Source organism: Pseudomonas sp. R9.37, from assembly GCF_963878885.1.
Lineage (GTDB): Bacteria > Pseudomonadota > Gammaproteobacteria > Pseudomonadales > Pseudomonadaceae > Aquipseudomonas.
Genome location: NZ_CAWNZA010000011.1, coordinates 105,934 through 117,773 on the forward strand (window position 1 = coordinate 105,934; position 11,840 = coordinate 117,773).

The 11,840-nt window shown below is 61.7% G+C and carries 13 protein-coding genes; 6 read left to right on the forward strand and 7 right to left on the reverse strand.

The genetic code is table 11. The features are described 5' to 3' along the window. Positions 1 to 8 precede the first annotated feature (8 nt). From AACU78_RS07125 to AACU78_RS07135, 3 genes are all read left to right on the forward strand, one after another. Entirely contained in the window at positions 9 to 1,112 is a 1,104-nt protein-coding gene (locus tag AACU78_RS07125) for a PepSY-associated TM helix domain-containing protein (RefSeq protein WP_106575568.1), read from the forward strand. After that, on the forward strand, positions 1,109 to 1,291 hold the full coding sequence (locus AACU78_RS07130; protein WP_106575569.1) for a hypothetical protein: 183 nt from the start codon (positions 1,109 to 1,111) through the stop codon (positions 1,289 to 1,291). Before AACU78_RS07125 ends, AACU78_RS07130 begins: the two co-directional genes overlap by 4 nt. A gap of 158 nt (positions 1,292 to 1,449) precedes the next feature. Beyond that, on the forward strand, positions 1,450 to 2,079 hold the full coding sequence (locus tag AACU78_RS07135; RefSeq protein WP_106575570.1) for a glutathione S-transferase: 630 nt from the start codon (positions 1,450 to 1,452) through the stop codon (positions 2,077 to 2,079). Between the two features lie 187 nt (positions 2,080 to 2,266). On the opposite strand, the gene creD is transcribed toward AACU78_RS07135, so the two are convergent. Genes creD through rloA2 form a run of 4 tightly spaced genes read right to left on the reverse strand, consistent with a single transcriptional unit; the run spans position 2,267 to position 6,312 of the window. Next, positions 2,267 to 3,628 (reverse strand): cell envelope integrity protein CreD, encoded by a 1,362-nt coding sequence (gene creD, locus AACU78_RS07140; RefSeq protein ID WP_106575571.1) that lies wholly within the window; start codon positions 3,626 to 3,628, stop codon positions 2,267 to 2,269. A gap of 51 nt (positions 3,629 to 3,679) precedes the next feature. After that, positions 3,680 to 5,119 (reverse strand): two-component system sensor histidine kinase CreC, encoded by a 1,440-nt coding sequence (gene creC / locus AACU78_RS07145; protein ID WP_106575572.1) that lies wholly within the window; start codon positions 5,117 to 5,119, stop codon positions 3,680 to 3,682. Continuing rightward, a complete protein-coding gene (gene creB, locus AACU78_RS07150) occupies positions 5,119 to 5,787 on the reverse strand; it encodes a two-component system response regulator CreB (protein ID WP_106575573.1) in 669 nt (222 codons plus the stop codon). Before creB ends, creC begins: the two co-directional genes overlap by 1 nt. A 9-nt stretch (positions 5,788 to 5,796) precedes the next feature. Then, positions 5,797 to 6,312 (reverse strand): retropepsin-like aspartic peptidase RloA2, encoded by a 516-nt coding sequence (gene rloA2 / locus AACU78_RS07155; RefSeq protein ID WP_106575574.1) that lies wholly within the window; start codon positions 6,310 to 6,312, stop codon positions 5,797 to 5,799. Between the two features lie 170 nt (positions 6,313 to 6,482). Here rloA2 and AACU78_RS07160 point away from each other — a divergent pair, with 170 nt between their 5' ends. Further along, positions 6,483 to 7,370 (forward strand): acyltransferase, encoded by an 888-nt coding sequence (locus AACU78_RS07160; RefSeq protein WP_106575575.1) that lies wholly within the window; start codon positions 6,483 to 6,485, stop codon positions 7,368 to 7,370. Here AACU78_RS07160 and AACU78_RS07165 read toward each other — a convergent pair. Then, positions 7,367 to 7,939 (reverse strand): DUF2780 domain-containing protein, encoded by a 573-nt coding sequence (locus AACU78_RS07165; protein WP_106575576.1) that lies wholly within the window; start codon positions 7,937 to 7,939, stop codon positions 7,367 to 7,369. The two genes, AACU78_RS07160 and AACU78_RS07165, sit on opposite strands and share 4 nt — an antisense overlap. A 151-nt stretch (positions 7,940 to 8,090) precedes the next feature. On the opposite strand from AACU78_RS07165, the gene AACU78_RS07170 reads away from it, so the two are divergent. Beyond that, positions 8,091 to 8,717 carry a sigma-70 family RNA polymerase sigma factor gene (locus AACU78_RS07170; protein WP_106575577.1) on the forward strand — a complete coding sequence of 209 codons (627 nt, stop codon included), beginning with the start codon at positions 8,091 to 8,093 and terminating at the stop codon, positions 8,715 to 8,717. Next, on the forward strand, positions 8,714 to 9,391 hold the full coding sequence (locus tag AACU78_RS07175) for an anti-sigma factor (protein ID WP_106575578.1): 678 nt from the start codon (positions 8,714 to 8,716) through the stop codon (positions 9,389 to 9,391). The genes AACU78_RS07170 and AACU78_RS07175 overlap by 4 nt, the downstream gene beginning before the upstream one ends. A 207-nt stretch (positions 9,392 to 9,598) precedes the next feature. On the opposite strand, the gene fdhA is transcribed toward AACU78_RS07175, so the two are convergent. Together fdhA and purU are read right to left on the reverse strand one after the other, a co-directional pair. Beyond that, on the reverse strand, positions 9,599 to 10,798 hold the full coding sequence (gene fdhA / locus AACU78_RS07180) for a formaldehyde dehydrogenase, glutathione-independent (protein ID WP_034116135.1): 1,200 nt from the start codon (positions 10,796 to 10,798) through the stop codon (positions 9,599 to 9,601). A 183-nt stretch (positions 10,799 to 10,981) separates the two neighbouring features. Beyond that, positions 10,982 to 11,839: a formyltetrahydrofolate deformylase gene (gene purU / locus AACU78_RS07185; RefSeq protein WP_032883972.1), complete on the reverse strand. Its 858-nt coding sequence runs from the start codon at positions 11,837 to 11,839 to the stop codon at positions 10,982 to 10,984. Position 11,840 lies beyond the last annotated feature (1 nt).

Below are 11,840 nucleotides of genomic sequence, written 5' to 3' on the forward strand. Positions count from 1 at the left end.
GCTAGAAAATGAAAAGCAAAACCATCCGCCGCTGGTCCTTCATCCACACCTGGACCAGCCTGATCTGCACAGTCTTCCTCCTGTTGCTCGCCCTTACCGGCCTGCCGCTGGTGTTTCACCATGAGATCGATCACCTGCTGGGCAATGAGCCTGAACTGGCGCAGATGCCCGCCGACACCCCGCAGTTGAACCTTGAGCAACTGGTGGCCAAAGCCCAGGCGCATCGCCCGGGTGAGGCGATGCAATACCTGGCGTGGGACGAAGACGACAAGAACGGCGTGATCGCAATCATGGCCGCTACGGCCGGCACCGAACCCAACTCGTCGCACACCTTCATGCTCGATGCGCGCACCGGTGAAGCCGTCGAAACCCCAGCGGCCAATGGCGGCCTGACACTGTTCCTGCTGCGCCTGCATGTGGACATGTTCGCCGGCCTGCCGGGCAAGTTGCTGCTGGCCTTCATGGGCCTTTTGTTTGTGCTGGCGATTGTCTCGGGCACGGTGCTGTACCTGCCGTTCATGCGCCGCTTGAAGTTCGCCACCGTGCGCCAGGACAAGTCCACGCGCTTGCGCTGGCTCGACCTGCATAACCTGATCGGCGTCGTCACGCTGACCTGGGCGCTGGTGGTAGGCGTGACCGGTGTGATCAGCGCCTGCGCCGACCTGATCATCGCCGCCTGGCGCCAGGACAGCCTCAGCGCGATGATCGAACCCTACAAAAACGCGCCGCCACTGACCCAACGCGCGCCGGCCACCGAGCTGCTGAGCATTGCCGCCAAGGCCGCGCCCGGCATGGAGCCGGACTTTATCGCCTTCCCCGGCACGCGTTTTTCCAGTGAGCACCATTACGCGGTGTTCATGAAGGGCAGCACGCACCTGACCTCGCACCTGCTCACGCCGGTGCTGATCGACGCCAGCACCCTGGCCGTCACCGCCATCGCTGAGCGGCCCTGGTACATGGACGCCATGGGCATGTCCCAGCCATTGCACTTTGGTGACTACGGCGGCATGCCGATGAAGATTCTCTGGGCGGTGCTCGATGTGCTGACCATCATCGTGCTGGGCAGCGGCGTTTACCTGTGGATCGTGCGGCGCAAGGCGGCCAAGGTATGAAGCCGCGTCAGTCGAACTTCTGGAAGGTGTTTGGCATTCCGCTGGGGATTGGCGTGCTCAGCGCGGCCGGGGTGTTTGCCGCGCTGCTCGGGGACGGGCTGTGGGATTCATTGAGCTGGGTCGGTTTGGGGATTCCTGCGGTCATTGGTGTTTGGGCATTATTCAAGCGGCGCGGCTGAGGGCGCTATCGCAGGCAAGCCAGCTCCCACCTTGAAATGCATTGCCCCCGTGGGAGCTGGCTTGCCTGCGATGAGACCCTCAAAAAACCCCCCAAGACCCCCTCGCCAGCCACCGCGCAACCCTCTAGGCTAGCCACTGCCCATTTCGAGGAATGCCCATGTCCGCGCCCAGCATGACCTTGTTTCACAACCCAGCCTCACCCTTTGTTCGTAAAGTCCGCGTGCTGCTGATCGAAACCGGCCAGCAGGACCGCGTGACCCTGCAAGGCTGCATGCCGACACCGGTCAACCCGGACGCGCAGCTGGTGCACGAAAACCCCGTGGGCAAGATCCCGGCCCTGCGCCTGGCCGACGGCAGCGCCCTGCACGACAGCCGGGTGATCCTCGATTACCTCGACCACCAGCATGTCGGCAACCCCCTTATTCCTCGTGACGGCTCGGCACGCTGGCGCCGCCTGACCCTGGCCTCAATGGCCGACGGCATCATGGACGCCGCCGTGCTGGTGCGCTACGAAACCGCCATGCGCCCGGCAGAAAAGCACTGGGACCAATGGCTGAATGAGCAGCGCAACAAGATCCGTCGCACCCTGGCGGAGTTGGAAGCCAATGCGATTGCCGAGCTGGCCAGCCACTTCGACATTGCGTCGATCAGCGTGGCCTGCGCCTTGGGCTACCTCGACTTCCGCCACCCTGACCTGCAATGGCGCGCCGCGAACCCCCAGCTTGCCGATTGGTACGCCAAGGTCAGCCAGCGGCCGTCGATGCTGCAGACCCAGCCGCCGGTCTGATACTCACCCCCAACCTACTGTGGGAGCGGGCTTGCCCGCGATTGCGGCGGGTCATTCAGCGCATCTGTTTCTGACCCACCGCCTTCGCGGGCCAGCCCGCTCCCACATTGGAAGGTGGTGGAGTTGAGGAAAATGACAATGCTGGCGGCCAACTGCTCTCCCAACTGCTGATCTTCCCGTAACCCAATCATTGCACCGCCTCCAGGTCAAACTGCACCTTGCGCTTGCCCACGCCATACCAATCCAGTTTGCGCGTCAGCACCATCACTGTGCCCAATAGCCCGAACAGCAACAGCGAGCCCATCAGCAGCGCGTAATCCTCGGCACTGAGCAGCCCATACAACAGGCCATACAACGCCGCCAGCCCCGCCGAAAAGCCCAGCCCATGGGCAATGCTGCGCAGCACGTGGCACACGTAGAAGCCGATCAACAACACACAGGCGCTCGCCGACAACAGGTACGCCGGGCCAAAGCCCATGTGCTCGGACAATGACAACAACAGCAGATAGAAAAATGCCAAGGCAACGCCCACCAGCGCGTATTGGATCGGGTGCACCGCCAGGTTCTTGAGCACTTCGAACAGGAAGAAGCCGGCAAACGTCAGGGCGATAAACAGCAGCGCGTATTTGATCGCACGGTCGCTCTTGAGGTACTGGTCCACCGGGTCGATGAAGTTCACGCCGAAGCTGCGGCTATTGAAGTCGTCACACACTTTGTCCCACTCACAGCCGCGCAGGGTTTCTTCCAGGTTGGTGGAGAAAAACGTGGTCTGCCAATTGGCGCTGAAGCCCTGCGCGCTGACCTCACGCTGGGCCGGCAGGAAGTTGCCAATGAAGCTGGGGTGCGGCCAATTCGATGCCAGTTTGACCTGGCTGGTCTTGCCCACCGGCACCACTTGCAGCTGCTCGGTGCCTTGCAGGCGCAGGTCAAAAGCGAAGTCAAACGGCGCCGGCTTTTTGCTGTCTTGCTCGGGCAGCATCACGTGCACGCCCTCGCCCAGCCACGCCACTTGAGTGCCTGGCGAGAACTCCAGGCGTTGGCTGCCCAGCTCCAGTTTCAGCGCATTTTCAATGCCGCGAATGTCACTGATACCCACCGCCAGATACGCCGGGTCAAAGCGGTAATCGGCAAAGTTTTCCTTGATACCCAGTTGCTCCGGTAGCACAAAGCGCCCGTTGATGCGGTTGTCGGCATGGAACAGCCGCGCCTGGTAGATGCCCCGCGAGCGCAGCTCGGTTTGCACCTTGCCGTCGAGTTCAAACTGCTCCGGCAGGAAATACAGACGACCACGCACTTCGCTGACTTGCTCGTAGCGCTCGTTGAGTTTTTCATTGAGCTTCCACTCCCGGACCGTCTTGCGATACGGCACCACCATCACCGGGCCGGTGAGGCGCTGGCTGTAACTGGAGCTGCGGGCGATGTCCATCAGTACGCCATCGCGCAGTTGCTGGCGGTCGCTGATAATGCCGTTGATCATCAGCAACGGAATCAGCAACAGCAGAATCAGTAGCGCAATCGCGCCAAGTTTGAAAAGCAGGCTGCGGTTCATGGGTCTCTCCCTGTTTTGATGGGCAGAGCGTGAACCGCGCAGATGGGAGATTTATGTGGGCAATGTGGAGACTGTGTGGAGATGCAGCACCACTTGCACGCCGCCTTGCACATTGCCGATCTGCAACGCGCCGCCGTGCAACTTCACCACTTCTTCCACGAAATTAAGGCCAAGGCCGGTGCTTTTGCGCCCGCTGGCCGGGCGTGGCAGCGAGTAAAAACGCTCACTCAGGCGCGGCAAGGCATAGTCGGGAATGGCGGCGGCCTGGTTGAACAGACTGACCTGCACGTCGTTGTGCTGCGTGTGTGCGCTGAACCTCAAGGCGCCACCGGGCGGCGTGAAGTCCAGGGCGTTATCGAGCAGATTACCCAAGGCCTGGCGCAGCAGGAACGGCTCGCCAAATACCTTCACATCCGCAGCAATCGCCTGTTCGACGTGCAAGCCGGCGCCTTCAATGCGCGCGCATTGGGCCTTGAGTACCTCGTCGACCAAGGCCGCCAACGGCATGCTGACTTGCTCTTCCAGACCTTGGCGCTGCTCCACTTGGGCGAGGTTCAGCAGGCGCTCGATCAACTGTTGCAAGCGCGCGCTTTCATTGTCGATATTGCCGACGAAACGCTGCTGTTGCTCACGGGTCATGTCGCCCTGCAACAGCTCAGCCGCGCCACGAATTGCCGCCAGTGGGCTTTTCAGCTCGTGGGTCAATGTGTGCACGTAACGCTCGACGTAGGCCTTGCCCTCCAGCTGCGTGCGCATGTGCTCGACGGCGGTGGACAGCTGCTTGAGCTCGCCGCCACGGTAATGCGGCAACTCGGCGCGCCGGCCTTCGCTCACAGCCTGGGCATACGCCGTCAGCCGATGCAGCGCCACGCTCAGCCACCACGACAATACTGCGCCGAGCAGCAGGCCGAGGATCACCAACCCGGCGCCGTACCACAGCAGCCGGTGCTCGGTACGGTCGACATAGGGCTGCAACGAGCTGTTGGGCTTGGCCACGGTGACCACGCCGATGATCTGGCCGTTATCGCGGATCGGCGCACCCACGTGCATTACCGACGAGTTGGGGTCATCCAGTTCGCTTTTGGTCGACCGCGCGCCATATTCGCCGCGCAAGGTCAGGTACACATCGTTCCATTTGGAATAGTCCTGGCCGACCGCCTCGCCTGTGGAATCGAGCAACACAATGCCCTTGGCGTCCGTCACGTAGATACGGTGGTTGACCTGGTTTTTCGGCAGGCCCCAAATGGTCGCGCCCGGCTGGCGGCTGCCGTAGGCCTTGAGCAGCTCCGGCCAGTGGCTTTGGCCGAGGGTGCCGTTCTTCACGTCCAGCCGCAGGATTTCGGCCAGCAGGTTGGCCGTGTCCACCAGGGTTTCTTCGGTGGACTGGCGCACGCCGGGGCGGATCTCTTTCATCACGGTGTTAAGCACGAAATAGCCGGTCAGGCCGATAAACAGCGCGTACACCAGAAAAATCCGCAGCCCCAGGCGCATCAGCTATGGCTCGGGCTGTAGCTGTAACCCAGGCCACGGTGGGTCTGGATCGGCTCGGCGTCGGCGGCCACGCTTCGCAGTTTGCTGCGCAGGCTTTTGATATGGCTGTCGATATTGCGTTCGTAGCCAGCGTCGGCAGGCACGCCCACCGCGTCGAGCAATTGCTCGCGGCTGAACACGCGTTCGGGTTGCTCGAGCAGGCTTTGCAGCAAGCGGAACTCATGACGCGTCAGGCTCAGAGGCTGACCGCGGTAATGGATTTGCATGCGTTCCAGGTCAACCTGGAACACGGCAGGCGCGGCGCCTGGACTGACACGCTTGAGGATGGCCCGCACCCGCGCCGCCACTTCCCTCGGGCTGAACGGCTTGACCACATAATCGTCGGCACCGATCTCCAGGCCCACCACCCGATCAATCTCGGCATCCCGCGCGCTGAGGAACATCACTGGCACTTCACTGAAACGGCGCAATTGCTTGCAGGTTTCAAAGCCGCTGATGTCCGGCAGGCCGATGTCGAGGATGATCAAGTCAGCGGGCGACTGGCGCTGATGGGCCAGCGCCTCCTGGCCAAGGCTCAGCCAGGTGGTGGTGAAGCCCTCGTTTTGCAGGGCGAAAATCAGCGTATCGGCTATCGCCGCTTCGTCTTCGACAATCAGGATATGCGGCATGTGGGTCCGTCAGCAGTCCGGTTTGTCAGCAGTGTAACGACGCGCCGGGTTCACCGCTGCGCCGAATTCACGCAGTGCCTTGGCGCCGATCAGCAGCGGGTAGTTGAAGCTGCTGCGGTCGGTGAGGTTGACCTCAACGGTGCGCTTGACGTTGCCCAGGCACATTTCCAGATCGATCACAGGGCGCTTGGCCACGGTGGCTTCGTCCTTGTCATCATCTTCGTCGGCGCGGCTTTTGATTTTGCTGATGCGCGAGACTTTATGTTCGTAGACCTTGTTGGTCGCGTCCTTGCCGCCAAGGCGGAAGCGCACCCAATCGTCGCCATCACGGGTGAAGGTCTCGATGTCTCGGGCCGACAGCGAGGCGGTCAGCGCACCGGTGTCCATCTTGGCCTTGAAGGTTTCGCCGATCTCCGGCAACTGGATGTATTCGTAGCGACCGTAGAGGGTCGGTTCGGCGGCCAGGACAGGCTGGGCAGCCACAACAGGAAGAACGAGGGCGAACGCGGCAAGGAGCAGTTTCACGAAGTGATTTCCTCGAAAGAAGTAGGCGGATTCTAGACCGCAAAGGCAGCACTTAGTTAGTTCTCAACCATACCCGGAATATTGTGAAACATTCGTCCAGCGATTTGCGATTTGGCCTCTAGACTCAGCTTGCTTATCATGGCCCGCCCACAGGATTGCAAGAGTTACTTATGCGCCGCCTGCTCACCGGCTGTTTCGTCACACTGCTGCTATTGCTCAACACCCTGGTGCTGTTCGGGCCGTTGATGCTGTTTGCCCTGCTCAAGCTGGTGGCGCCCGGGCGCTATCGCGACTATGCCTCGTGGGCGGTGATGTGGATCGCCGAGACCTGGGCTGAAATCGACAAGCTGATTTTTTCGCTGTGCATCCCCACCCAGTGGGACATCCGCGGTGGCGCGCAGCTACGTGGCGACACCTCTTACCTGGTGATCAGCAACCATCAGTCGTGGGTCGACATTCCGGCGCTGATCCAGGCGCTCAACCGGCGCACGCCGTTCTTCAAATTCTTCCTGAAAAAAGAGCTGATCTGGGTGCCCTTCCTCGGCCTGGCCTGGTGGGCGCTGGATTACCCATTCATGAAGCGCTACACCAAGGCATTCCTGGCCAAGCACCCGGAGCTGGCAGGCCAGGACCTGAAAATCACCAAACAAGCCTGCGAGCTGTTCAAGCGCCAGCCGGTGACCGTGGTGAATTACCTGGAAGGCACGCGGTTCAACGCGGCCAAACACAAGCAGCAGGACTCACCGTATGCCCGGTTGCTCAAACCCAAGGCGGGCGGTGTGGCGTTTGTGCTGGCAGCGCTGGGTGAACAGCTGGATGCGGTGCTCGACGTGACCGTGGTCTATCCGCAGCAAAAAATTCCGGGGTTTTGGGATTTGATCAGCGGCGCGGTGCCCAAAGTGATCATCGACATTCGCACCCGTGAACTCGACCCGGCGCTATGGCAGGGCGATTACGAGAATGATCCGGCCTTTCGCCAGACCGTCCAGAACTGGGTGAACCAGCTCTGGAGGGAGAAGGACGCGCGCATCACACAACTGCGCGCGGAGTCTATTTAGCTGCCAGTGCCCCAGGCCGAGGCGAGTTTGCCCAGCACCGACTCGTTGGCGCCCTGGCCACCCAGGTATTGCAGGATCACCGGCGCAAACTTGCCGATCATGCTGTTATCCATGCCCAGCGCACTGAAGGCGGTGTTCAGGTCGTTGGTGTTCTTCACGTTACCCAGCACGCTGTCCAGGCCGCTGGTTTTGCTGCCGCCGCTCTGGCCGAGCATCCCGCTCAAGGCGCCGAGGCTGCCCAGAGAGTTGCTCCCCGAGAGTTTGTCCAGGCCGGGCACGCTTTTGCCCAATTGCGAATAGTCGGTGCTGCTCAATTGGTTCTTGGCCAGGCCCAACATGGCGCCAGTGCCGCCGACGGCTTGTTCAGGGGTGACGTTCAGTTGCGAAGTCAGGGCGCTCAGCAGGCCTGCGGTCTGGGAACTTGGCGCTGCAGCAGCCGCCTTGTTGTTGCTGCCCTGGGCGCCGGAAACGGCGTTGGCCACGTCACCGAGGCTGAAACCTGCGGCAAACACCGGGCTGGCGGCCACGGTCATCAGGCAGGACAGGGCAAAACCGCGTGAAATCTTCATCAAGACAACCTCTGAATGTAGGAGCTAAAAGCAGGCGTTGGACTGACAGTCCCGAAGGATTGTTCCCACCTGAAGATTAGTTCAGAAAAAGCTGCATCCAAATTACCCGCCCGCGCGTATACCCAGCATGCACCGCTCGGAGTCGGATGGAATGAATGCTCAAGCTGGACTACCCTCTGCCTACCGTGCGCAGTCCCGTCGCCCTCGTTCGAGAGCCTGGAGAAGCCCTATTTCGATCAACGATGCTGACCCGTTGCAGCCCCTGCTGGCGCAGTGCGCCCTGGGCAACCGCCAAGCGTTCGAGACCCTCTACCGCAGTGTTTCGCCACGCCTGCACGGTGTTGCGTTCCGGTTCATGGGCCGCAAGGACCTGGCTGAAGAAGTCCTGCAGGAAGCCTTTGTGCGCATCTGGTACAACGCTTCGCGCTACGAGGCGCACCTGGCGGCGCCGATGACCTGGATGGTGAATATCACCCGTAACCTGGCCATCGACCAGTTGCGCAAGCACCGTGAACAGCCCTTGGCCGATGGCCAGCAGGACGCAATGCTTGACGACAGCCCCAGCGCCCACGAGCAACTCGACAGCGAGCGCGAGGCCCGCGCCCTGAACCGCTGCCTCGACACGCTCGATGGCATGCAGCGCCAATCGATCACCGTGGCTTACTTCCAGGGCCTGTCGTGCTCGGAACTGGCCGACCACTTGGCGGCGCCCCTGGGCTCGGTCAAATCCTGGATTCGCCGCGGCATGGAGCGCCTGCGCAGGTGCCTTGAATCATGAACTACCAAACCACCGCCCTGCGCCGCGCCCTCGCCGCCGACTACGCGATCGGCCTGATGCCGGCTACCGCCCGTCGGCGCTTCGACGCCCTGTTATTGGAAGACGCTGCGCTGCGCGTCGAACTCGGCCATTGGCAGGATGCCCTCGCCAGCCTGACCGGCGCGCTGCCCGAACGGCCGGTGCCGGATCATGTGTGGGCAGGCATCAAGGCACGGATCGAGCCGCAAGTGCTGCATGTGCCGGCGAAGAAACCGTTCTGGATGAACGTGCGTCTGCTGGCGGCCGCCTGCGCAGTCGTGGTCGCCGTGTTGGTCGGAGTGCTTTATCAGCGTGATATCGGCGCCGAGTACAACGCCACGCTGGTCGCGGCTAACCAGCAACCGGCAATGCAAATCCAGGCGTTTGGCGATCACCTGCAAGTGGAGCCGCTGACGTTGGCGGCGGTAGAGCCGACGCGCGCGCTGGAACTGTGGGTCATTGCGCCCGGTGGCAAACCGGTTTCTCTGGGGTTGGTGCCCAGCTCGGGTAAAGGCCGAATCCAGCTGAGCAAGGAACAGCAAGCGCTGCTGGCTGCACCCGTGACCCTCGCCGTCAGCCTTGAGCCGCAAGGCGGCTCGCCGACCGGGCAGCCAACCGGACCGGTCCTGTACCAAGGCGCACTGGCCTCTCGCTGACACCATTCGATACCTGTGGGAGCTGGCTTGCCTGCGATAGCGGTGGGTCAGCCAAGGATAGGTCAACTGGCCCGCCGCCATCGCAGGCAAGCCAGCTCCCACATTTTGATCGTCGTCGGCCAAACGACTTGCTCACAGCGCTTGCAGGCTTAAGCACTCGACGCAAAAAGGGCGACCCATGGGTCGCCCTTTTGTTTGGCCTAAGCCTTATGCCGCACTGAACAACTTATGCGGATCAATCACAAACTTCTTCGGCACACCGGCATCGAACTCGCCGTACCCACGCGGCGCGTCATCCAGGCTGATGACCTGCACACCAACAATTTCAGCAATGTTGATACGGTCCCACATGATTGCCTGCATCAGCTGGCGGTTGTACTTCATCACTGGGGTTTGGCCAGTGTGGAAGCTGTGGGATTTAGCCCAGCCCAGACCGAAGCGAATGCTCAGGCTGCCCATTTTCGCGGCGGCGTCGACGGCGCCTGGGTCTTCGGTGACGTACAGGCCAGGGATACCGATTTTGCCCGCCACGCGGACCACGCCCATCAGCGAGTTGAGCACGGTGGCCGGTGCTTCTGCCTTGGCGCCTTCATGGCCGTGGCCACGGGCTTCGAAGCCTACGGCATCGACGGCACAGTCAACTTCCGGCTCGCCCAGCAGTGCGGCGATCTGTTCGTGCAGCGGCGTGTCTTTGGACAGGTCGGCAATTTCAAAGCCCTGCGCCTTGGCGTGTGCCAGGCGGATCGGGTTGACGTCGCCGATGATCACCACAGCGGCGCCCAGCAACCGCGCCGAAGCGGCCGCGGCCAAGCCAACCGGGCCGGCACCGGCGATATACACCGTGCTGCCCGGACCAACGCCAGCGGTGACGGCGCCGTGGTAGCCGGTTGGCAGGATGTCGGAGAGGCAGGTCAGGTCGCGAATTTTCTCCATGGCCTTGTCGCGGTCCGGCAGTTTCAGCAGGTTGAAGTCGGCGTACGGCACCAGCACGTATTCGGCCTGGCCGCCGGTCCAGTCGCCCATGTCGACATAACCGTATGCGCCACCGGCACGGGCCGGGTTGACGGTCAGGCACACGCCGGTGTGTTGTTCCTTGCAGGAGCGGCAGCGGCCGCATGCGACGTTGAACGGCACCGAGACCAGGTCGCCGATTTTCAGGTTTTCGACGTCGCTGCCCTTCTCGATCACTTCGCCGGTGATTTCGTGCCCCAGGACCAGGCCGGTCTGGGCGGTGGTGCGGCCGCGCACCATGTGTTGGTCGGAGCCGCAGATGTTGGTGGAGACCACGCGCAGGATGACGCCGTGCTCAATCTTCCTGCCACGGGGGTCCTGCATTTTGGGATAGTCGATTTTCTGTACTTCGACCTTGCCGTTGCCGAGATACACGACACCACGATTACCAGACATGCTTTCACCTCGCTGTTGTTTTTATGGAACCGCGTTGCCCAGGCAGGCAGCGCGTTTAAGTGCTCGGGTTACAGATGCTGTGTTTGCGTTGTTTGTCAGGGCTCATCGGGGGCAAGCCCCTTCCCACATTTGATTGCATTCACCTATCAAAGGTGTGAGGGGGCTTGCCCCCGATGGCGTCAGTCAAAGCACCACCGTTCTATTGGCGTTCAAGAACACCCGCCGCTCAATGTGATACCCCACCGCCCGGGCCAACGTCAGCCCTTCGATATCCCGCCCCTTGGCAATCAAATCCTCGGGATAGTGGCTGTGGTCCACCACCTCCACGCCCTGGGCGATGATCGGACCTTCATCCAGATCGTTATTGATGTAATGCGCGGTGGCGCCAACCAGTTTCACGCCCTTGTTGTAGGCCTGGTGGTACGGCTTGGCGCCTTTGAACCCCGGCAGCAACGAGTGATGGATATTGATGGCCTTGCCATCCAGCTTGCGGCACAGCTCCGGCGACAGCACTTGCATGTAGCGCGCAAGAATCACCAGTTCGGCGCCGGTCTCTTCAATCACTTGCCACACCTGACGCTCCTGGGACGGCTTGTCGTTGGGGTCGAGGGGGAAATGGTAGTAGGGAATCTGGTGCCAGTCGGCCAATGGCTTGAGGTCAGGGTGATTGGACACCACGGCGACCACGTCCATCGACAGTTGGCCGATGCGCTGGCGGTACAGCAGGTCGTTGAGGCAGTGATCGGCCTTGGAGACCATGATCACGACTTTTGGCCGGTAATTCGGCGCCGTCAGCTCGAAGATCATCCCAAACGCTTCACCGCGCGTGGCCAGGCCGTCGCGAAACGCCTGCTCGTCAAACCCGTCGGGCTGGCGGAATTCCACGCGAATAAAAAACCGGCCCGAGAGTCGGTCATCGAACGAATGGTGCTCGGTGACGTAGCAGCCCTGTTCGAACAGGTAGCGGGTGACCGCGTCCACCGTGCCGAGCACGCTGGGGCAGTCGGCGGTCAAAATCCATGTATCAGGTGCGCGGCTCATA